At 72.1% G+C, this 20,754-nt stretch carries 14 protein-coding genes and 3 tRNA genes; 7 read left to right on the forward strand and 10 right to left on the reverse strand.

Translation table 11 applies throughout. The features are described from left to right. Positions 1–53 precede the first annotated feature (53 nt). A complete protein-coding gene (locus ACH4TG_RS07000; RefSeq protein ID WP_398241102.1) occupies positions 54–1,193 on the reverse strand; it encodes a Leu/Phe/Val dehydrogenase in 1,140 nt (379 codons plus the stop codon). 266 nt (positions 1,194–1,459) lie between these two features. On the opposite strand from ACH4TG_RS07000, the gene ACH4TG_RS07005 reads away from it, so the two are divergent. Together ACH4TG_RS07005 and bldC are read left to right on the forward strand one after the other, a co-directional pair. After that, positions 1,460–2,305, forward strand: a complete 846-nt coding sequence (locus ACH4TG_RS07005; protein ID WP_398241103.1) for a hypothetical protein — start codon at positions 1,460–1,462, stop codon at positions 2,303–2,305. Positions 2,306–2,827: 522 nt separating this feature from the next. Next, on the forward strand, positions 2,828–3,034 hold the full coding sequence (gene bldC / locus ACH4TG_RS07010; RefSeq protein WP_003949541.1) for a developmental transcriptional regulator BldC: 207 nt from the start codon (positions 2,828–2,830) through the stop codon (positions 3,032–3,034). A gap of 536 nt (positions 3,035–3,570) precedes the next feature. Here the strand turns inward: bldC and ACH4TG_RS07015 are convergent. After that, a tRNA-Asp gene (locus ACH4TG_RS07015) sits at positions 3,571–3,645 on the reverse strand. Between the two features lie 119 nt (positions 3,646–3,764). Beyond that, positions 3,765–7,745, reverse strand: coding sequence for an ATP-dependent RNA helicase HrpA (gene hrpA, locus ACH4TG_RS07020; protein WP_398241104.1), 3,981 nt, complete (start codon positions 7,743–7,745; stop codon positions 3,765–3,767). Between the two features lie 126 nt (positions 7,746–7,871). Here hrpA and ACH4TG_RS07025 point away from each other — a divergent pair, with 126 nt between their 5' ends. Next, positions 7,872–8,885, forward strand: coding sequence for an ABC transporter permease (locus ACH4TG_RS07025; protein ID WP_398241105.1), 1,014 nt, complete (start codon positions 7,872–7,874; stop codon positions 8,883–8,885). Between the two features lie 82 nt (positions 8,886–8,967). On the opposite strand, the gene ACH4TG_RS07030 is transcribed toward ACH4TG_RS07025, so the two are convergent. Continuing rightward, a tRNA-Phe gene (locus tag ACH4TG_RS07030) sits at positions 8,968–9,041 on the reverse strand. Between the two features lie 4 nt (positions 9,042–9,045). Further along, positions 9,046–9,120 (reverse strand) — tRNA-Asp (locus ACH4TG_RS07035). A gap of 241 nt (positions 9,121–9,361) precedes the next feature. Here ACH4TG_RS07035 and ACH4TG_RS07040 point away from each other — a divergent pair. After that, a complete protein-coding gene (locus tag ACH4TG_RS07040; protein ID WP_398241106.1) occupies positions 9,362–9,901 on the forward strand; it encodes a hypothetical protein in 540 nt (179 codons plus the stop codon). Positions 9,902–10,174: 273 nt separating this feature from the next. Here the strand turns inward: ACH4TG_RS07040 and ACH4TG_RS07045 are convergent, their stop codons facing one another. Both ACH4TG_RS07045 and ACH4TG_RS07050 read right to left on the reverse strand, forming a co-directional pair. Further along, positions 10,175–10,618, reverse strand: coding sequence for a nitroreductase family deazaflavin-dependent oxidoreductase (locus ACH4TG_RS07045; RefSeq protein ID WP_398241107.1), 444 nt, complete (start codon positions 10,616–10,618; stop codon positions 10,175–10,177). A 137-nt stretch (positions 10,619–10,755) separates the two neighbouring features. Beyond that, complete coding sequence (locus ACH4TG_RS07050; protein ID WP_398241108.1) at positions 10,756–12,501, reverse strand: TIGR03767 family metallophosphoesterase; 1,746 nt, start codon at positions 12,499–12,501, stop codon at positions 10,756–10,758. Positions 12,502–13,330: 829 nt separating this feature from the next. Between ACH4TG_RS07050 and tdh the strand changes: the two genes are divergently transcribed. The 3 genes from tdh (at position 13,331) to ACH4TG_RS07065 (ending at position 16,708) form a co-directional block, all read left to right on the forward strand. Next, a complete protein-coding gene (gene tdh / locus ACH4TG_RS07055; RefSeq protein ID WP_398241109.1) occupies positions 13,331–14,359 on the forward strand; it encodes an L-threonine 3-dehydrogenase in 1,029 nt (342 codons plus the stop codon). Positions 14,360–14,535: 176 nt separating this feature from the next. Then, positions 14,536–15,735, forward strand: coding sequence for a glycine C-acetyltransferase (locus ACH4TG_RS07060; RefSeq protein ID WP_398241110.1), 1,200 nt, complete (start codon positions 14,536–14,538; stop codon positions 15,733–15,735). A 4-nt stretch (positions 15,736–15,739) separates the two neighbouring features. Continuing rightward, positions 15,740–16,708, forward strand: a complete 969-nt coding sequence (locus tag ACH4TG_RS07065) for a LysR family transcriptional regulator (protein ID WP_398241111.1) — start codon at positions 15,740–15,742, stop codon at positions 16,706–16,708. 291 nt (positions 16,709–16,999) lie between these two features. On the opposite strand, the gene ACH4TG_RS07070 is transcribed toward ACH4TG_RS07065, so the two are convergent. Genes ACH4TG_RS07070 through ACH4TG_RS07080 form a run of 3 tightly spaced genes read right to left on the reverse strand, consistent with a single transcriptional unit; the run spans position 17,000 to position 20,610 of the window. Then, positions 17,000–18,115 (reverse strand): hypothetical protein, encoded by a 1,116-nt coding sequence (locus ACH4TG_RS07070; RefSeq protein ID WP_398241112.1) that lies wholly within the window; start codon positions 18,113–18,115, stop codon positions 17,000–17,002. Between the two features lie 24 nt (positions 18,116–18,139). Then, positions 18,140–19,276, reverse strand: a complete 1,137-nt coding sequence (locus ACH4TG_RS07075; RefSeq protein WP_398241113.1) for a glycoside hydrolase family 26 protein — start codon at positions 19,274–19,276, stop codon at positions 18,140–18,142. Positions 19,277–19,290: 14 nt separating this feature from the next. Then, complete coding sequence (locus tag ACH4TG_RS07080; RefSeq protein ID WP_398241114.1) at positions 19,291–20,610, reverse strand: UDP-glucose dehydrogenase family protein; 1,320 nt, start codon at positions 20,608–20,610, stop codon at positions 19,291–19,293. Positions 20,611–20,754 lie beyond the last annotated feature (144 nt).

The following is a 20,754-nucleotide window of genomic DNA, read 5'->3' on the forward strand; positions in this document are numbered from 1 at the left end:
CCTCGACCGGCGAAAAGTACCGGGTCGGGACGACCTCGGCCCTGGGCCCGCGGTCACTCCCCGGTGGGGCGCAGCCACTCCGCGGCGGGAGTCCGCTCGGCCATCCGCTGCTCGGCGAGCCGGTCGGCGGCGACGGCCGGCGGCACGCCGTCGGCCTTGGCGCGGGCGAAGATGGCCAGCGTCGTGTCGTAGATCCGGGTGGCCTTGGCCTTGGCGCGCTCGAAGTCGAAGCCGTGCAGCTCGTCGGCGACCTGGATCACGCCGCCGGCGTTCACCACGTAGTCCGGGGCGTAGAGGATGCCGCGGTCGGCGAGATCCTTCTCCACGCCCGGGTGGGCGAGCTGGTTGTTGGCCGCGCCGCACACGACGGTGGCGGTCAGCGCGCCCACCGTCGCGTCGTCCAGCGCGTGGCCGAGCGCGCAGGGGGCGTACACGTCGAGCGGGGTGCGGACCAGGACCTCAGCGTCACTGACCGCGGTGACCTGCGGGTGACGGGAGGTGATCCGGTCGACGGCCTCGGCGCGTACATCGGTGATCACGACCTCGGCGCCGTCGTCCAGCAGGTGCTCGACGAGGTGGTGGCCCACCTTGCCGACGCCGGCCACGCCGACCCTGCGGCCCTTGAGCGTCGCGTCGCCCCACTGGGACTTCGCGGCGGCCCGCATGCCCTGGAACACGCCGAAGGCGGTGAGCACGGAGGAGTCGCCTGCGCCGCCGTTCTCCGGGGAGCGGCCGGTGGTCCAGCGGTTCTCCCGGGCGATGACGTCCATGTCGGCCACGTAGGTGCCGACGTCGCAGGCGGTGACGTAGCGACCGCCGAGCGAGGCGACGCAGCGGCCGTAGGCGAGCAGCAGCTCCTCGGACTTCAGGGTGTCCGGGTCGCCGATGATCACCGCCTTGCCGCCGCCGAGGTCGAGCCCGGCGAGCGCGTTCTTGTACGACATGCCGCGGGCGAGGTTGAGCGCGTCCTCCACGGCCTCCTCGTCGGAGGCGTAGGGGAAGAAGCGGGTGCCGCCGAGGGCAGGGCCCAGGGCGGTCGAGTGGAGGGCGATCACGGCCTTCAGGCCGGAAGCGCGGTCCTGGCAGAGGACGACCTGCTCGTGCCCGCCCTGCTCCGATCGGAACAGCTTGGCGAGGACGCCTTCGTTCGAGGGTGAGGTCTGTCGTACGTCAGTCACGGTGGTGACTCCCATAGTCCAGTCGATCCCAGTGCGTGGTGGGTCATGGGGCTCACGCCCCCCGTACGGGTGGCGGGAGGCTTGATGGGCTCAGCGTAGGCCCTCCGGAGCCCGGCACGGGCATCGATCCGGCCGGGCAAGAGGGCGTATCAGGCCACGGCGGGGGCGCACGGGCGCAGTGGCCGGGATCACCTCCGGGGCGACGGGCCGCGTGGGACGATCGAGGTGCCGGCCGCACCGAGGGCCGGCCGGTCGGCTCTGCGGGCGGCGAGGGAGCGGGTGTGGGCGGTTCACCGGTTGTGGTCCCGTACGCGGCATACCTGCGCGTGTACGAGCCCCTGGCGGCCTTTCCCGAGCCCGAACGGACCCACTGGTACCGCTACGCCGCGGCGGGCACTGTGCGCACCGCACAGGACGAGCTGCGGCAGTCCCTGGCCGACCTGGTGCCGGTGCCGCCGATCGCCGTCCCGGTGCACGAGAGCCGGGACGCCTTCGTGGCCGTGGTCGGCGGGGTGACGCACATCTGCCCCTGGCGGACCCGGCTGCGCGGCTGGCTGGCCCTGGAGCACGCCGGCGACCTGGTGCCCGAGCCGGTGCTCGACGCGATGCTGCCGCCGGTGGTGCGCCGCCAGGCGGCGGCCGACCACGAGGCGTGGCGGGATCGGAACCCCGACGCCCGGCCGTGGATCCGCACCGCGATCTGGCACGTCCCGATGCGCTGGTTCGCCCTGGTCGGCGACGACGAGCGGGAGTACGAGCCGGCGGGCGCCGGGGAGTCGAAGGAGCCGCTGCTGCGCTACCGCACGCCGATGGTGCAGGCGCGGCGGCGGGTGGCGCGGACCCTGCGGGTGCTCAAGGACGCCCTGGAGGAGAGCCCGTTGATCGACGGGCTGATCGATGTCGGCCGTTGGCTGGAAGAGTTCCATCCGCGTTCACTGGTCGAACTCGACTACGGCGGGCTGGTGCACGCCCTCGGACCGGACCGGCTGGCCGAGGACCGCTCTGCGGCCGACGTCGCGGAGGGTCTGGCGGCCCTGCGCGAGGGCGACTCGACGGCGGCCGGCGTCGCCTACGAGCGGCTGACCGACCGGTGGCGGGCGGTGCGGGAGCTTCAGTTCTCCAACTGACGGACCACCGCCGCGACTCCGGGTGGCGGGGCTCACATGTCCGGACAGGTGCGTCTGTGAAGGACTTGTGTGTGCTGTGTTGTCTCCTCGTGTCTCTTGGGCCTCTCCGCTTGCCATCCGTCGTCAGAGATGGCGGTATTGGCCCAAGCGTGACGCAGAGCACGTAACCGGACTCTTGCCTGCATCACCATCTGTCATGCCAAAATGGGACATCGGGTCCGCCTCGGGCTCGTTTCGAAGGTGGGGATGTTGCAGGTGGTTGTGCTGTGACTGATCGTCACGTTGGTGTGACTGTCCGCTATGGCATGGTCCATCGGCTTCCGTCGAGGTTCAACACCTGAGAGGGCAAATCCATCGGTTTGGCCGACGCGGCTGGACGGATGGTGTAGTTGTAGTGCCGAGGACAAGCCGTTCGTCCTATTACCGACTCGGCCCGCGTCGCCCATATCGGGCAACGTGGGTCAAGGTGCAGAATTTAGAGGAAAGAACCGCGTTGGTTCGGTTCTCTCGAGGAGGCCGCTCATGACCGCTCGCACCCCTGATGCCGAGCCGTTGCTTACCCCTGCCGAGGTCGCGACCATGTTCCGCGTCGACCCCAAGACGGTCACGCGCTGGGCCAAGGCCGGCAAGCTGACGTCCATTCGGACGCTCGGCGGGCACCGCCGTTACCGCGAGGCGGAGGTCCGTGCGTTGCTCGCGGGCATTCCGCAGCAGCGCAGCGAGGCCTGACAGCCCATTTGGGCGGCTAACGGGGCCCCCACCCCATACGTCGCCCGACCTCGCGGCCTTCCGCCCCCAACGGGAGCGCTGCCGGGGAGCACGACAGCATCACGGATGTACCTGGTTCCACCAGGACCGCATCGGACTCCGCCGGGTCCGATGCGGTCCTTTTTCGTGCCCTCAGGGGGTGTTCCGGGGTGCCGGCCGGTGGGAACCGAGGGGGTCTGTGGGGTCTTGGGGGCTCCTGCGAGATGGGGTGCCATTGCACATATTCTATCGAGGGCCCTGCCGAAGGGGTCAGGTTCCCGACTTTTCAAACGACTTGACGTGACTCCCGTCACACGGGAGACACTTGTGGATCTTGCTCGGAGTGAGGTAATGAACGCCCGTACGGATCATGGGGTTTGACGGCGCGGAAGAGGCCCGGCCCGTGACGCGTGGCACACGCAGGGGGAGTTGGCGTGACCGGCGGCACAACCCGCGGGGCGGCACACGCAAGAGGGCCCGGATCCTTGACGGATCCGGGCCCTCTGAGAAAACTCGTGCGGTCCTGACGGGATTTGAACCCGCGGCCTCCACCTTGACAGGGTGGCGAGCACTCCAAACTGCTCCACAGGACCTGGTGTCGCGGCCGCCCCGGCGTGTTGCCCGCGGCTGCGAGACAGACTGTACAGCAGGTCAGGGGGTGCGGTCGAACTGAGTCACCGGGCAGCGGGAGCGGCCCGAAACCCCGTCCGCGTCAGGTGCGGGTGACCGCCCAACCCTCGTCCAGCGCCTTGAAGATCCGCTTGTCGGAGACGGGGAAGGCCGTGCCCAGGGCGTGCGCGAAGTAGCTGACCCGCAGCTCCTCGATCATCCAGCGGATGTCGCGGATCGCGCCCGGCACCGGACGCCCCTTCGGCTGGGCGGCCAGCAGTTCGGCGTACTCGGTCTGGATCTCCCTGACCTTCTCCATCCGGGTTGCGTCCCGTTGCACCCCCGTCGGCATCTGCTGCAGACGGCGGTCGACGGCCACCAGGTAGCGCATCAGGTCCGGCAGCCGCTTCAGGCCCGTCTCGGTGACGAAACCGGGGTGCACCAGGGCCGCCAGCTGCTCCTTGACGTCCTGGAGGTTGGCGACCAGCGCCAGGCTCGTGGTGTCCTTCAGCCGCCGCTCGCAGGACTGCCAGGCGGCCAGCACCTGCTGGACGCGCTGCACGCTGCGGGAGGTCAGCTCGACGAGGTCGGCACGCACCGCGTCGAACAGCTTGCGGTACGACTCCTCGTCCCACGCCGGGCCGCCGTGGTCGGCGATCAGCCGGTCCGCCGCGGCGGTCGCGCAGTCCTCGAAGAGGGCCTGGACGCTGCCGTGCGGGTTCCGGGACAGGGCGAGCTTCTGCTGGTTCGACAGGGTGTCCGCGGCGAACTTCGCCGGGTTCACCGGGACGTTCAGCAGGATCAGCCGGCGGGTGCCGCGCCACATCGCGGCGGCCTGCTCGGCCTCCGTGTCGAACAGCCGCACCGCCACCGAGGCACCCTCGTCCACCAGCGCCGGATACGCCTTGACCGGCTGGCCCGCACGCCGCGTCTGGAAGGTGCGCGGCAGCGCGCCGACCGTCCAGTCCTTCAGGCCGGTGCGCTGCTCCACGGACCCCAGGGCGGGGTCGGCGGCCTTCTCGAAGGCCTTGGTGATCGCCTCGCGCGTCTTCGGCTTCAGCCGCAGCTTCAGCGCGTCCAGGTCCTTGTCCTCGGCGATCTTGCGGCGCCGCTCGTCGACCACCCGGAAGGTGATCTTCAGGTGGTCGGGCACCTTCGCCAGGTCGAAGTCCTCCGCGGTCACCGGGACGCCCACCCTGCGCTGGAGCTCCCGGGCGAGCACGGCCGGCAGCGCATCGGGCCCGGCCACGGCCCGCTCCAGGAACGCCTTCGCGTAGTTGGGGGCGGGCACGTAGTGGCGGCGGATCGGCTTGGGCAGCGAGCGGATCAGCTCGGTGACGACGTCCTCGCGCAGGCCGGGGATCTGCCAGTCGAAGCCGTCGGCGGTGACCTGGTTGAGGACCTGCAGCGGGATGTGCACGGTGACGCCGTCCGCGTCCGCACCCGGCTCGAACTGGTAGGTCACCCGGAACTTCAGCGCCCCCTGCCGCCAGGAGTCCGGGTAGTCGGCCTTGGTGACCGCCTCCGCGTTCTCGTTGATCAGCATGGAGTGCTCGAAGTCGAGCAACTCGGGTTCCTCGCGGTGCTTGTGCTTCCACCACGAGTCGAAGTGGGCGCCGGACACCACGTGTTCGGGCAGCCGCGCGTCGTAGAAGTCGTAGAGCGTCTCGTCGTCGACGAGGATGTCGCGGCGGCGGGCCCGGTGCTCCAGCTCCTCGACCTCGCCCAGCAGCTTGCGGTTGTCGTGGAAGAACCGGTGGTGGGTCCGCCAGTCGCCCTCCACCAAGGCGTTGCGGATGAACAGTTCGCGCGAGACCTCGGGGTCGATCCGCCCGTAGTTCACCTTGCGCTGGGCGACCAGCGGGACGCCGTACAGCGTCACCTTCTCGTACGCCATGACCGCGGCCTGGTCCTTCTCCCAGTGCGGCTCGCTGTAGGTGCGTTTGACCAGGTGCGCGGCGAGCGGCTCGACCCACTCGGGCTCGATCCTGGCGTTGACCCGCGCCCACAGCCGGGAGGTCTCCACCAGCTCCGCCGACATGATCCAGCGCGGCGGCTTCTTGAACAGCGCCGAGCCGGGGAACACCGCGAACTTCGCGCTGCGCGCGCCCAGATACTCGTTCTTGGCGCCCTTGCCGCCCTCGCCCGCGGCGTCCTTCAGGCCCACGTGCGACAGCAGGCCGGCCAGCAGCGAGACATGGACGCGCTGCGGGTCGACGGCGTCGCCGTGCGCGGACTCCGAGGTGTCGAAGCCCAGTTGGCGGGCCACGGTGCGCAACTGGCTGTAGATGTCCTGCCACTCGCGGATCCGCAGGTAGTTGAGGAACTCCGCGCGGCACATCCGGCGGAACGCCGACGACGACAGCGCCTTCTGCTGCTCGCGGACGTACTCCCACAGGTTCAGGAACGCCAGGAAGTCGCTGGTCTCGTCGCGGAACCTGGCGTGCTGCTGGTCGGCCTGCTGCTGCTTGTCCGAGGGGCGCTCGCGCGGGTCCTGGATGGACAGCGCGGCGGCGATCACCATCACCTCGCGCACGCAGTCGTTGCGGTCGGCCTCCAGCACCATCCGGGCCAGCCGCGGGTCGACCGGCAGCTGGGAGAGCTTGCGTCCGGTGTCCGTCAGCCGCCGGCGCGGGTCCTTCTGCGCGGCGTCGAGCGCGCCCAGCTCCTCCAGGAGCTGGATGCCGTCCTTGATGTTGCGGCTGTCCGGCGGGTCGATGAACGGGAACCTGGCGATGTCGCCCAGGCCGGCCGCGGTCATCTGCAGGATGACCGACGCCAGGTTCGTGCGCAGGATCTCGGGGTCGGTGAACTCCGGGCGGGACAGGAAGTCGTCCTCGTCGTACAGCCGGATGCAGATGCCGTCCGAGGTGCGCCCGCAGCGGCCCTTGCGCTGGTTGGCGCTGGCCTGGCTGATCCGCTCGATCGGCAGCCGCTGCACCTTCGTGCGGTGGCTGTAGCGCGAGATGCGGGCGGTGCCCGGATCGACGACGTACTTGATGCCGGGCACGGTCAGCGACGTCTCGGCGACGTTGGTGGCCAGCACGATGCGGCGGGTCGCGTTGCCGCCCGGCCGCTGGAAGACCCGGTGCTGCTCCGCCGAGGACAGCCGCGCGTACAGCGGCAGCACCTCGGTGAAACGGAGGTTCCGCTTGTTCAGGGCGTCCGCGGTGTCGCGGATCTCCCGCTCCCCGGACAGGAAGACCAGGACGTCGCCGGGCCCCTCGGCCTGCAGTTCGTCCACCGCGTCGCAGATCGCGGTGACCTGGTCGCGGTCGCTGTCCTCGGAGTCCTCCTCCAGCAGCGGCCGGTACCGCACCTCCACCGGGTACGTACGGCCGCTGACCTCGACGATCGGCGCGTTGCCGAAGTGCCGGGAGAAGCGCTCGGGGTCGATGGTCGCCGAGGTGATGACGACCTTCAGGTCGGGGCGCCGCGGCAGCAGCTGCGCCAGGTAGCCGAGGAGGAAGTCGATGTTGAGGCTGCGCTCGTGCGCCTCGTCGATGATCAGCGTGTCGTAGGCGCGCAGCTCGCGGTCGGTCTGGATCTCCGCCAGCAGGATGCCGTCGGTCATCAGCTTCACGAGCGTGGAGTCGCCCACCTGGTCGGTGAACCGGACCTTCCAGCCGACCGCTTCGCCCAGCGGCGTCCGCAGCTCCTCGGCGACCCGCTCGGCGACCGTGCGGGCGGCGATCCGGCGGGGCTGGGTGTGGCCGATCCGGCCGCGCAGCCCGCGGCCCAGCTCCAGGCAGATCTTCGGGATCTGGGTGGTCTTGCCCGACCCCGTCTCGCCCGCGACGATCACCACCTGGTGGTCGCGGACCGCGGCCAGGATGTCGTCCTTCTTCTGGCTGACCGGCAGCGCCTCGGGATAGCTGATCGCGGGCACGGCGGCGGCCCGCGCGGCTATCCGCTGCTCGGCGCGGTCGATCTCGGTGCCGATCTCGGCGATGACGGCGGCCCGCGCCTCCGGCTTGCGGATCTTGCGGGCGCCGTCGAGCCGGCGGCCCAGGCGCTGCTCGTCGCGCAGCATGAGCGCGGGCAGCCGAGCGGCCAGCTCGGCGGTGGAGGGTTGGGTAGACATACGCCCTCCAGCATCGCATCCGGTGCCGAGGCCCGGCGAACGCATTTCACCCGGGCTCGGCCCGCTGTGGCCCGGGTGGGTCATTTCACCGGGAATGCCGGTTCTGTGCCGCCTAGCGTGGGCCGCATGGACAGTGCGGACGCCGCTCCCGGCTTCTGGACGGCGTTCCGGAGGTCCCCGTTCCTCCCGGCGTGCGTGCTGGTGCTGCTGATCGCCGCGGCGGCCGGCCTGTTCGCCGGGTCCTACACGTACGCCATGGCCAACCCCACCCCGCGGCACATCCCGACCGCGGTCACCGGGGTGCCGATGTCCCAGTTCCAGCGGGCGCGGTTCGTCGCGGGGATGGAGCAGGCGCTGGGTGCGTCGCTGGTCCTGCACTCCTATCCCGACTACGCGTCCGCGGCGGACGCCGTCGAGGCGCAGCAGGTCTTCGCGATCCTCCAGGAACCGGGCCCCGCCCCGAACCCGCGGCTGTACGTCTCCTCCGCGTCGGGCGCGAGCGTCGCCCAGCTGCTGGCCGAGACCGCGCCGAAGGTGGGGGCGTCGATCGGCGTGCCCATCACCGTCCAGGACATCAAGCCGCTGCAGAAGGGCGATCCGCGTGGTCTGGCGATCTTCTACATCTCGCTGGCCGCGGTGATCCTCGGCTTCGTCGGCGCCATCCAGCTCAGCGTGCACGCCCGGGCGCTGAACCCGCCGGAGCGGATCGCGTTCATCCTCGCCTACGCCATGCTCGGCGGGTTCGCGATCGCCGCGGTCGTGGACTGGGGACTGGGGGCGCTGCGCCTGCCGTTCGCGGAGTCCTGGGCGATCCTGGTGTTCACCATGTTCACCTCCGGCATGGTCTTCACGATGTTCAACACCCTGGTCGGCCGGTGGGCGATGCTGCCGACCTGGGGGCTGATGGTGCTGCTCGGCAATCCGTCGTCGGGCGGTGCGGTGTCCTGGCCGCTGCTGCCGTCGCTGCTCGGGTTCATCGGCCGCTGGCTGCCGCCGGGGGCGTCGGTGAACGCGCAGCACACCGCGGTCTACTTCGGCGGCAGCCAGCACGCGTTCCCGTTCCTGGTGCTGGCGGCGTGGGCGGCGGTGTCGACGGCGGTGTTCTGGGGGTGGCGGCACCGGCACCCGGGAGGGCGGTGAGGGGCGGGACGCCGGCGCGGCCACGTCGACGGGGCAACGACGAAGGGCCCGTCCCCTGGGGGACGGACCCTTCGTCGTGCGGTGGCTGGGGCCGGGGTCGAACCGGCGACCTACCGCTTTTCAGGCGGTCGCTCGTACCAACTGAGCTACCCAGCCGCAGCGGTCCTGACGGGATTTGAACCCGCGGCCTCCACCTTGACAGGGTGGCGAGCACTCCAAACTGCTCCACAGGACCTTGCTTTGTGCGAGACAATTCTTACACACCGTCTCGCGTGCTCCGTACCGATATTCACTGCCGCGGAGTGACCGGATGATCACATCGGGCGGATCGACGTCGCGGGCTCAGCGTATCAGACCTGGAAGGTCCGCCTGTCCGCCGTCAGGGGGGCCCGGAGGCCGTTTCGGGACGCCTCCGTGGGCGGTGCCGCTAGACAGGGGGCAGCAGCAGGTCCGCCTCCTGAAACCGGAGTCTCCCCATGACGAAACCCTGCCGGTCCCGCTGGGTCCTCGCGGTGGCCGGACTGGCCGCCGCCGCCTTCCTCACCGGGTGCACGCCGTCCGCCGACCGCACGTCCGGCACGCCTCACCCGGGCCCGCCGAACCCCGCCGCGTCCGTGAAGACGGGACACGCCACCCCGGGTGGGAGCACCGCCGCGGCGTCCCCGAGCGCGTCTCCGACGGTGCGCGCGACGCCGAGCGCGCCCCCGAGTCCGGTGCGCACCACGACGGCCGCGAGGCGGCCGGCGGGTGACAGTGCGGCGTCCTGCTACGACGGCTCGTGCACGATCACCGTGACGCATCCCGTCACCGTCGCCGTGGACCCGCACCGCTTCGGCTTCTCGTCCTTCCGGGTGACGTCGGTCGGCGCGAACGGCGTGGGCATCGCCGCGGACACCGGCGGCACCCATCTCCAGTCCAGCGGCAGCCCCGGCAGCCACCTCACCCTCAACGACCTCACCGTCCACGTCCTTTCCGCCACCCCCCACGCGGCCCGCCTTCAGGTGTCCCCTTCCTGACCGGCGGCGCGGTGGCGCCCGCATGGACCGCGGCTCGCCGCCGCGGGCCGGTGCCGGCCCGGTTCGCTCACCCCAAGTGGCCACGTCAGGTGGGTGGTTCGGCGGCTGCGTTCGGCGGCAGCGCTCGCCGCTTCGACGCCGTGCGGGCCGGCGCTCGACCCCGGACGCCGGAACAGGAGGAGACGCATCGGCAGGACCGAGTACGACGACGACCGGAACGCTCCCAGGGCCAGCACCCTGATCCCGGCCGGCAACCTCTTGGTGGGCGGGGGTTCAGCCCTGTGCGGGTGGTGCGGGGACTGGGGTGAGGCGGAAGACGGGGAGGTCGCGGGCGGCGCGGTGGGCGTAGGTGTCGTACATGGGGAGGACGCGCAGGATGTCGGGGCGGGCGGCGGCCTTCTCCTCGGGGGTGAGGCGGCGGGCGCGGACGGGGATGGTGCGGGCGCGCCAGACGACGGTGGCCTCGGGGTGCGCGGTGAGGTTGGCGACCCAGGCGGGGTCGTGCCGCTGGCCGAAGTTGGAGGCGACGACGAGGAACGAGCCGTCCGCGTCGCGGTGCGCGACCAGCGGGTTGCTGCGGGGCAGGCCGGAGCGGTGACCGGTGGAGGTCACCACGACGGTCCGCATGAACAGCCGGGTCGGCACCACCCGGCCGCCGGTCAGCCGGTGCGCCAGTAGGTCGACCCGCGGCACCACCTTGGGCGCGACGCGCGTCACCCACCGCACTTCGCAGAATCGCCGTACGACCGCGAGCACCGGCGCCCCCCTTCTCCTCCGCCCAGGCTAAGCCTTCCCCGGCCCGCGGGGACCCGCCCGGACCCGGTTGAGGTCGGGGCGGGTCCGCGGGCGGGGAGTCAGAAGGGCTTGGGCAGCAGGAGTTCGGTGTTGTGGTCGGGGGCGGCGCCGAGCTTCGCCGCGGGGGTGGCGTAGAGGTCGTTGAAGGACAACTCGCGGTAGAGGGCGGCCAGTCCGGCGTCGGAGGTGTTGGCGAAGTCGGTGGCGTAGGGGGCGGCGGACTCGACGAGGGTGGTGAAGAGGGAGAGGGTGCCGTCGCCGTTGTCGGCGATCTCCAGGAGCCGCGCGTGCTGCGGGAAGTCCACGTGCGAGGCGGTGTTGACCTCCCAGAAGGCCCGCTCGGGGACGGCGTGGCCGTGCGCGCTGATCTGGTTGGCGTGGGTGTGGCCGTTCACCCAGGCGACGACGTTGGGGTAGCGCTGCAGCAGCGTGACCAGCTCGCCTCCGGTGTGCCGGCCCTCGAACAGGTTGTACGGGTCGGGCAGCGTGTTGCCCATCGTCGTGCTGGTGTGGTGGCTGAACAGCACGATCAACTGGTCCTGGGAGCCGCGCCGGACGACGTTGCCGTCGGTGTCGTACCAGTGGGTGCTGTACGACTGCAGCACCGACTCCAGCCACTTGAGCTGCGCGGTGCCGATCGAACCGTCAGCCCAGCCAGCCCGGTTGGTGGTGTCCAGGCTGATCCCGAGCACGCCGTCGGAGATCTTGAACGTGTAGTACAGCTTGCCGCTGGAGGCCATGGCCGAGGTGAAGCCGTGGCCGAACGGGCCCGGCCCGGTGTGCGCCGGGTCCAGGTGCGCCTGCGCGAACTGCTTGGGCGTGAACGGCGCCCGCCGCTCGTCCGAGGTGACGTGCCGGATCGGCGCGCCGCCCGCCAGCAACTGCCCGAGCAGCGTCACCGCGGCTGCCGGGTTGTGCTGGATCGCGTCGGCGAGCTTGGCGGCGGTCGCGTCGTCCACGCCCTCGATCTTGCTGCTGCCGGTGTAGAGGGAGCCCAGCAGCCCGAGGTCGGGCAGCGTGCCCTCGATGGAGTCGTCGTGGTTGCCGACCGTGGTGTACCAGGGGGTGCGCAGGCCCGGCGCGGTGAACGCGGAGCCGGCCGCCGCGAGGAACCCGGGCACCTGCGGGAACCCGGCCTTCTTGTAGGTGTCCTGGAAGGAGGACTCGGGGTTCCAGTACGCCGCGGAGCCGGAGTTCTGCACGCCCTCGTAGCGCGCGGCGTCACCGGTGTTCGGGGTGATCCGGCCGCCGCTCATCACCGAGAGGTACCAGTCGAGTTCGACCTGCTCGTGGTTGTCGGTGTTGTCGCCGGTCGCCATCACCAGGGAGAACGGAAGGCCCGTGTAGGGGCCGCCGGGAAGGGAGTTGACGCGCTCCACGAGCGAGGAGGCGCCGCGCACGGTGAGCGCCTCCTGCGGCCGGTGCGCGGAGTCGATGTACTGGGCGAGGTACTCGAACCGCACCGGCGACTCGGTGTCGGCCAGGTGCAGGTCGGTGAACTGCACGAAGGACGCCAGGCCGGTGCGCGCCGTGTCGCGTGCCGCGCCGGCCGCCGCCAGTTCGGTGCGCACCACCACCGGCCACCCGGGTCCTGCCGCCAGCCGGCGGTAGCCGCCGGTGCCGGTCGCGGCGGCGACCTGCTCCAGCGTGGTGCCCTCGACCCGCACGGCACGCGCGGCCGTCGCGGCCAGCGCGCGGTCCCGCGAGGCGGCGGAGGCGTACCTGCTGTCGAGCAGCGACATCGCGGCGGCCGCGGCGGTGGCGGAGGCGCCGGTGAGGAAGCGGCGTCGGCTGGGTGAGCGCATGCCAGGGTCTCCTGTGGGGTGAGGGCGTCCTGTGGCGTGAACGAGCGTTACCCGCTGTATTACCAGCCGGTAACGGGCACCCGCCAGGGTCCCGCGCCTCCTTGGATACGGCGTGAACACGCCATGAAACCGCGGCGCCCTGCCACCGAAATACCGCCCGCGGGGCGGGACTCACACCTCGGCGACGACGCCTCGGACGCGAGCGGGCAGACCGGCTTCCTGCGGCTGCCCGAACAGGCCGCGGAGTTCGAGCGGTTCGTCCGCGGACTGCGGGCGGGCGGGCGGCGACATCCCCGAGTCGGTCCTGGAGGCGCTGGCCCTGGCCCTGGCCGTCAACCCGCCCCGGGAGAAGGGGCTCGACCGGCGTGCCGACGGGACGCTCAAGCCGGCGGGGCTCGCCGGCGATCCGGCCGCGGCGTTCACCGACCTGGCGGCGGGCGTGCCCAGCGCCGCCCCGCCCGCCACGCCGAGGAGGGCACCCGCCCGGTCGAAGCCGCCCCGACCGCCCCGACCGCCCGGACCGCCCCGACCGCCCGGACCGTCCCGACCACCCGCAGGACCGCGACCGCCGGAGTGACGTCCGGGTCCGCGCTGTGACCCCGGCTGCCGTGCCGCCGCCTCGGTGACCGGTGTGACCCCCGCGGCCGCGTGACCTGCGCCACTGCCCGGCCCCGGCCGGCCCCGCCCGGGCCCGGCGTGAAGCCACCCTAATGCCCGGTTTAAGAAATCATCGATGGACGGGATCCCGGACCCGAGGCAGGGTGGTGCCGCCCGGCTCATATCCCCCCGTACCGCCCCGGGCACGCCCCTCTCGTCAGGAGACTCGTCGGTGAAAGCGCTGGTCAAGGAGAAGGCGGAGCCCGGTCTGCGGCTCATGGACGTGCCCGAGCCGGAGATCGGCCCGGCAGACGTGCTGATCAAGGTCCTCAGGACCGGTATCTGCGGCACCGACCTGCACATCAGTGCCTGGGACGGCTGGGCCCAGCAGGCGATCGCCACCCCGCTGGTGGTCGGCCACGAGTTCGTCGGCGAGGTCGTCGCGATCGGCCGCGACGTCAGCGACATCGTGGTCGGCGACCGGGTCAGCGGCGAGGGCCACCTGGTCTGCGGCAAGTGCCGCAACTGCCTGGCCGGCCGCCGCCACATGTGCCGGGCCACGGTGGGCCTGGGCGTGGGCCGCGACGGCGCGTTCGCCGAGTTCGTGGCGCTGCCCGCCACCAACGTGTGGGTGCACAAGGTCCCGGTCGACCTGGACGTGGCCGCGATCTTCGACCCGTTCGGCAACGCCGTGCACACCGCGCTGTCGTTCCCGATCGTCGGCGAGGACGTGCTGATCACCGGGGCCGGGCCGATCGGCCTGATGGCCGCCGCGGTGGCCCGGCACGCGGGCGCCCGCAACGTCGTCATCACCGACGTCAGCGAGGAGCGCCTGGAGCTGGCCCGCAAGATCGGCGTGAGCCTGGCGCTGAACGTGGCGGAGACCACGGTGGCCGAGGGCCAGCGCACGCTCGGCCTGCGCGAGGGCTTCGACATCGGCCTGGAGATGTCCGGGCGCCCCGAGGCGATGCGCGACCTCGTCGCCAACCTCACCAACGGCGGCCGGATCGCCATGCTGGGCCTGCCGTCCGAGGAGTTCCCGGTCGACTGGTCCCGGATCGTCACGTCCATGCTGACCATCAAGGGCGTGTACGGGCGCGAGATGTTCGAGACCTGGTACGCGATGTCGGTGCTGCTGGAGGGCGGCCTCGACCTGAGCCCGGTGATCACCGGCCGGTACGACTACCGCGAGCACGAGGCCGCGTTCGCCGACGCGGCGGGCGGCCGCGGCGGCAAGGTCATCCTGGACTGGACGGCCTGACCCACCGGACCCGACGCCTCGGCTCCGGCCGGCCCGCGCCCAGCGGCCGGCCCGCCCGGCCCCGCCGCCACGCGCACGTCCCCACGCGGACGCCGCCGTCCGTACCGCAGCCCGCCCGCACGCCATCCCCCCGCACCGCCGCCCGTCCGCTGACCACGACCCCAGGGAGCCCCTCCATGTTCGACACCGTCCGCGCGGACCTGCGCAGCACCCTCGACGGCATCCGGGACGCCGGACTGCACAAGCCCGAGCGGGTCATCGGCAGCCCGCAGTCCGCGACCGTCACCGTGACCACGGGCGGGCGCCCGGGCGAGGTGCTCAACTTCTGCGCCAACAACTACCTCGGCCTGGCCGACCACCCCGAGGTGGTCGCGGCGGCCCACGAGGCGCTGGACCGCTGGGGCTACGGCATGGCGTCGGTGCGCTTCATCTGCGGCACGCAGGAGGTGCACAAGGAGCTGGAGCAGCGCCTGTCGGCGTTCCTCGGCCAGGAGGACACGATCCTGTACTCCTCCTGCTTCGACGCCAACGGCGGTGTCTTCGAGACGCTGCTGGAGGCCGAGGACGCGGTGATCTCCGACGCCCTCAACCACGCGTCGATCATCGACGGCATCCGGCTGTCCAAGGCGCGCCGCTTCCGGTACGCCAACCGCGACATGGCCGACCTGGAGGCCAAGCTCAAGGAGGCCGCGGACGGCGGCGCCCGCCGCATGCTGGTGGTCACCGACGGCGTCTTCTCCATGGACGGCCACGTGGCCCCGCTCGCCGAGATCTGCGACGTGGCGGAGCGCTTCGGCGCCATGGTGATGGTCGACGACTCGCACGCCGTCGGCTTCGTCGGCCCCGGCGGCCGCGGCACCCCGGAGCTGCACGGCGTCATGGACCGGGTGGACATCCTCACCGGCACCCTCGGCAAGGCGCTCGGCGGCGCCTCCGGCGGCTACGTGGCCGCCCGCGCCGAGATCGTCGCCCTGCTGCGGCAGCGCTCCCGCCCCTACCTGTTCTCCAACACCCTCGCCCCGGTGATCGCGGCCGCCTCGCTGAAGGTGCTCGACCTGCTGGAGTCCGCCGGCGACCTGCGGACCCGGCTGGTGGCGAACACCGCCAGGTTCCGGTCCCGGATGGCCGAGGAGGGCTTCGACATCCTGCCCGGCGACCACCCCATCGTCCCGGTCATGATCGGGGACGCGGCCGTGGCCGGCCGGCTCGCCGAGCTGCTGCTGGAGCGCGGCGTCTACGCGGTCGGGTTCTCGTACCCCGTCGTCCCGCAGGGGCAGGCCCGGATCCGGGTCCAGCTGTCCGCGGCCCACTCCACCGAGGACGTCGACCGCGCGGTCGCGGCATTCGTCGCCGCTCGGGCGGATCTGGCAGGATGAACGGGTGATCGATGCACGGCGGCTGCGCACCCTGCAGGCCGTCGCCGACCACGGGACGGTCACCGCGGCAGCCGCCGCGCTGTATCTGACGCCCTCGGCGGTCTCCCAGCAGATCGCCTCGCTGGAGCAGGAGACCGGCCACAAGGTCCTGGAGCGCGACAAGCGGGGTGTGCGGCTGACGCCCGTCGGCGAGATCCTGCTCAGCCATGCCAGCGCGGTCCTCGCCGAACTCACGCGTGCCGAGGCGGAGATCGCCGCGTACACCTCGGGTGCGGCGGGCGAGGTGACGGTCGCGGCGTTCGCGACCGGGATCGCCGTGGTGCTCGCCCCGGCGATCGCCGCGCTGCGCACCGCCTCCCCGGGGATCCGGGTGAAGGTGCGCGACGCGGAGGGCGACGAGAGCCTGCCGATGGTGCTGCAGGGCCGGGCCGACATCGCGGTGGCGGTCGAGTACCGGGGCGCGCCGAGCCCCGACGACCGGCGGCTGCTGCGCGTCCCGCTGTACGCCGAGCCGTTCGACGCGGTCCTGCCGCGCACCCACCCGCTCGCGAAGGCCGAGACGGTGCCGGTCGCGGCGCTCGCCGAGGACCCGTGGGTCGGCCCCTACGCCGGCAACCCCTGCCATGACGTGATGGTCCTGGCCTGCGAGTACGCCGGCTTCCAGCCGCGCCTGGAGCACTTCTCCGACGACTTCCGCGCGGTCGTGACGCTGGCCGCCGCCGGGGCCGGCGTGGCCCTGGTGCCGCGCTCGGCGCTGCGCGACATGGACCTGTCCCAGGCCGCGGTGCGGCCGGTCGACGGCGTCGTCGCCACCCGCCGGGTGTTCGCCGCGGTGCGCCGCGGCTCCGAGGAGCACCCCCTGCTGCACCCCGTCCTCGACGCCCTCCGCGGCGCCGCGGACGCGATTCCCGCGGCCGACCCGGTACCGGCAGACGCGGTGCCGGCCGACGCGGGGTCCGGGCTCGGCGACTAGCGGCCGGTCACCGCGCAAGCGGAAGGCGCGCGCTTCTCGGCACGACGGGCTCGGCGTCGGACGCCGAAAGTAAGCGGATTCCCTGGCCTCGCAGCGGTGACGACCGCAGGGAAGGCGGGCGATTTCCCCGGCGATCGTGAATCTGTTGACATGTTCGACAGCCGCCGTTAACACGCCCGCAAACTTACCGGTCGTTCACGTGATATGTGAGCGCGGTATGCGCGCCCTGTGAGGGGAATATGGAGGCAGAAAAGCGGAGTTCGGCATTCAATTTCCGAACTCCGCTTGTTCTCAGTGCATTTCGAGCAGGCGGGAGAGCGCGTAGGCGGCAATTCCCTGGCCGGCGGCGATCGCGTCGGTGTCCTTGTCGCCCGCGGTACCGGAGTTGGGCCCGGCGATGGTGGTGTACAGGTACCGGCCGTGGACGGCGTGGGTCACCGCGCAGGGGACCTTGGCGCAGAAGTTCTTCGGGATGCCGGCCTTCCCGGTGAGGGGGCTCAGCGTGCCCTTGAAGTCGCTGTTCACCGCCGTGGCCTGGGCGGGCGTCGGGAAGACGAGCACGCCCACGGTCACCGCGTCCTTGCCGGACACGTAGGTGGCGAGCACGATCTGCGAGCACTGGTTGTGGTCCAGGCCCGGGCCGAGGCCGCCCTGGGTGCCCTTCCAGCACGGGGTCGCGTGCGAGGTCATCTTGCGGTCGAACTTCTGGCCGTTGACCGGCAGCGACGTCGCCGCGAACAGGTCGCTGCCCTGCAGGGTCGGCGTCGCCTGGCCGCCGCTGGGCGTGGGCGAGCCGCTCGGCGAGGGGCTCGCCGACGTGCTGGCGGAGGCGCTCGCCGACGGGGTCGCGCTCTGCGTCGTGTCGTCGGCGACGGCGTCCCCGCCGCCCTTCTTGCCGCCCAGGGTCAGGGCGACCACCGTGCCGGCCGCGGCCACGGCCAGGACGACGACGGAGGCGATGACGACCCTCATCCGCCGCTTGCGCTTGCGGTCGGCCTCCTGGCGGTCCGCCATCGCCGACCAGTCGGGCTCATTGGGGCTGGGCACGTAGGGACGCGGCTCCGGGAAGCCGGGCCGCACCTCGTACGGGTAGCCGCTCTGCAGCGGGGGCTGCGCCTGCTGCGGCTGGGGCTGCTGCTGGGCGGACGGCTGGTACTGGCCCTGCGGGTAGCCGTAGCCCCCGTAGGGCTGCTGCTGTTGCTGCGGGGCCTGTTGCTGCGGGGCCTGCTGCTGCGGGGCCTGCTGCTGCGCCTGCGGCGGTTGGGGTGCCTGCGGCTGCGCGGCTTGCTGCTGCGGGGCCGGCTGCTGCGCCTGCTGCGGCTGTTGGTGCTGCTGCGGTTCGACCGGGGGTGTGGCGGCGCCCTGATGCGGGATACGGGGGTCCTGGGGCCCCTGCGGTGTGCTCATAGCCTGGGGAGTTCACCTTTCCGGTCACCCATTTGGGTGAATCTTAGCGTCAGTGACTGGCCAGGGGCTGAGGGCCAGCGAATCCAGACCCTGCCGGAACGCCGCCTTCGTACGGGGGTCGATGTCGAACCGGTAGTCGAACCGGCCGCCCTCGTCCTGGCTGTGCTGGAACCACACGAAGCCGATCACGTTCGGCGTGCTCTTGAGCCAGCGGAACAGGTCGGCGGTCCAGCCGGCCTGCTGCGCGCCGGGCGAACTGCCGGTCTCGCTGATCAGGATCGGCTTGTCGGTGAAGCTCTCCACGGCGTCCACCGCCGGCTGCAGCACCTCCCGCGCCGTCCGCTGACCGGTGCCGTACCCGTCGATGCCGATCCAGTCCACGTACTGGTCGCCGGGATACAGCGGTTGGAGCGGCACCCCCGGGGCGCCGCGGGGGATGTTGGGGCTCCAGATCCAGATCACCTGCGTCGAGCCGACGGCCTGGAACAGGTCGTGCACGTGCCGCCACGCCTTGACGTAGTCGCCGGGGGCGTTGCCGCTGTTCTGCTCCGACCAGGGGTACCAGTCGCCGTTCATCTCGTGCGCGAAGCGCAGCAGCACCGGCTGCCCGGCGGCCTTGACCTGCCGGGCGAAGGTGATGATGTACTGGTCGAAGGCCCCCGACGCGATCTTCTTCAGCGAGTACTGCGGCTGGTCGGCGGCCCGCGACGTCCCGTACGGCTCCCAGGTGACCAGCGGCAACGCGCCCTGCTGGTAGCTGAGTTCGGCGTCGGCGGCGGAGAACGGCTCGTCCCAGCCCTGGTAGTACTCCAGGATGCGCGGGTGCCGGCCGGACGCGCGGGTCGCGGCGTCGGTGGTGGCCCGGGCGGGGGCGTGGAAGGTGGCCACGCCGAAGTAGTCGCCCTGCGGGTGCAGGTAGTCGGCCTTGGTCAGCGTCTTGGTGCGTCCCGACGGCCCGGGTTCCGGCGTTCCGCCCGACGAGGCGGTGCCGTGGCCGGTGCCGGCCAGGTCGTGGATGCGGTCGTCGCCGCCGCCGGAGGAGCAGGCGGCCAGCGCCGCCACGAGCCCGCTCACCAGCAGGTGGACGAGGATGCGCCGGTGCCGGGCGGGAGAGGTCAGCGCGCGGCCGATGGGGCGCCGCGCTGTGCGTGGAGTGGGCATCGGACGGCGGCGGCCTACTGCCGGCCCAGCGACCGGAAGGTCCAGCCGGCGGCGCGCCAGCCGTCCCGGTCCAGGATGTTGCGGCCGTCGATGATCTGCGGCCGGGCGACGACCGCGGCCACGGCCTGCGGGTCGAGCGCGCGGAACTCCCGCCACTCGGTGAGGTGCAGGATCAGCTCGGCGCCCTGCGCCGACTCCAGCGGGCCGGTGCCGTAGTCCAGTTCGGGCCGCAGCTTGCGCGCGTTGTCCATGGCCTTGGGGTCGTACACGCTGACCGAGGCGCCCGCCCGGTGCAGCCGGGCCGCCAGGTCCAGGGCCGGCGAGTCGCGGATGTCGTCGGAGTCGGGCTTGAACGCCGCGCCCCACACGGCGATCCGGCGCCCGGCCAGCCCGTCCGGCAGCAGTTCGGCGGCCAGGTCCATGACCCGGTCCCGGCGGCGCAGGTTGATCGCGTCCACCTCGTCCAGGAAGGCGAGCGCCGGCCCGACGCCCAACTCCTCGGCGCGGACGCGGAAGGCGCGGATGTCCTTGGGCAGGCAGCCGCCGCCGAAGCCGACGCCGGCGTGCAGGAACCGCCCGCCGATCCGCGGGTCGTAGGACAGCGATTCACTCAGCCGCGTCACGTCCGCGCCGGCCGCCTCGCACAGTTCGGCCATCGCGTTGATGAAGGAGATCTTGGTGGCCAGGAAGGCGTTCGCGGCGGTCTTGACCAGCTCGGCGGTGGGGAAGTCGGCGACGACCAGCGGCACTTCGTTCTCCAGCAGCGGCCGGTAGACCTCCCGCAGCAGCTGCTCGGACCCGGTGTCGCCGTCGGCGAGGCCGAGGACCAGGCGGTCGGGCCGCAGGGTGTCCTCGACGGCGAAGCCCTCGCGCAGGAACTCGGGGTTCCAGGCCAGCCGCGCCCGGTCGCCGGCCGGGGCGAGTTCGGCGAGCCGGGCGGCCAGCCGGGCCGCGGTGCCCACCGGCACCGTGGACTTGCCGACCACCAGGGCGGGCCGGTCCAGGTGCGGGGCCAGCGACTCGATCACCGCGTCGACGTACCGCAGGTCGGCGCCCTGCCCGCCGGGCTGCTGCGGCGTGCCGACGCAGGAGAAGTGGACGTCGGCGAACCCGGCGGCCTCGCGGTAGGAGGTGGTGAACCGCAGCCGGCCCGACGCGACGTGCTTGGCGAGGAGTTCGGCCAGTCCGGGCTCGTAGAAGGGGACGCTACCGGACTGCAATGCGGCGATCTTGTCGGGGTCGACGTCGACGCCCAGCACCTCATGTCCCAGTTCGGCCATGCAGGCGGCGTGGGTGGCGCCGAGATAGCCGGTGCCGATGACAGTGAGGCGCATGGTGCGGGGCCCTTTCCCTGTGCGTGGGGACCGACGGTGAATTGGGTGAAGCAGCCCCCCACGTCACAGAGTCCACACCACCGCTCCCCGGGCCGGCGCCGCACTGATGCACACAGCAACAGTCTGGTTCCACAACCACGTGAG

This window comes from Streptomyces sp. NPDC020917 (genome assembly GCF_044333795.1).
Taxonomy (GTDB): domain Bacteria; phylum Actinomycetota; class Actinomycetes; order Streptomycetales; family Streptomycetaceae; genus Actinacidiphila.

What these genes read in the sequence shown, in the direction of transcription:
- ACH4TG_RS07000 (WP_398241102.1), bottom strand. Translation starts at nt 1,193, where the DNA reads ATGGGAGTCACCACCGTGACTGACGTACGACAGACCTCACCCTCGAAC.
- bldC (WP_003949541.1), top strand. Translation starts at nt 2,828, where the DNA reads ATGACCGCTCGCACCCCTGATGCCGAGCCGTTGCTTACCCCTGCCGAG.
- hrpA (WP_398241104.1), bottom strand. Translation starts at nt 7,745, where the DNA reads ATGTCTACCCAACCCTCCACCGCCGAGCTGGCCGCTCGGCTGCCCGCG.
- ACH4TG_RS07025 (WP_398241105.1), top strand. Translation starts at nt 7,872, where the DNA reads ATGGACAGTGCGGACGCCGCTCCCGGCTTCTGGACGGCGTTCCGGAGG.
- ACH4TG_RS07040 (WP_398241106.1), top strand. Translation starts at nt 9,362, where the DNA reads ATGACGAAACCCTGCCGGTCCCGCTGGGTCCTCGCGGTGGCCGGACTG.
- ACH4TG_RS07050 (WP_398241108.1), bottom strand. Translation starts at nt 12,501, where the DNA reads ATGCGCTCACCCAGCCGACGCCGCTTCCTCACCGGCGCCTCCGCCACC.
- ACH4TG_RS07060 (WP_398241110.1), top strand. Translation starts at nt 14,536, where the DNA reads ATGTTCGACACCGTCCGCGCGGACCTGCGCAGCACCCTCGACGGCATC.
- ACH4TG_RS07070 (WP_398241112.1), bottom strand. Translation starts at nt 18,115, where the DNA reads ATGAGCACACCGCAGGGGCCCCAGGACCCCCGTATCCCGCATCAGGGC.
- ACH4TG_RS07075 (WP_398241113.1), bottom strand. Translation starts at nt 19,276, where the DNA reads ATGCCCACTCCACGCACAGCGCGGCGCCCCATCGGCCGCGCGCTGACC.
- ACH4TG_RS07080 (WP_398241114.1), bottom strand. Translation starts at nt 20,610, where the DNA reads ATGCGCCTCACTGTCATCGGCACCGGCTATCTCGGCGCCACCCACGCC.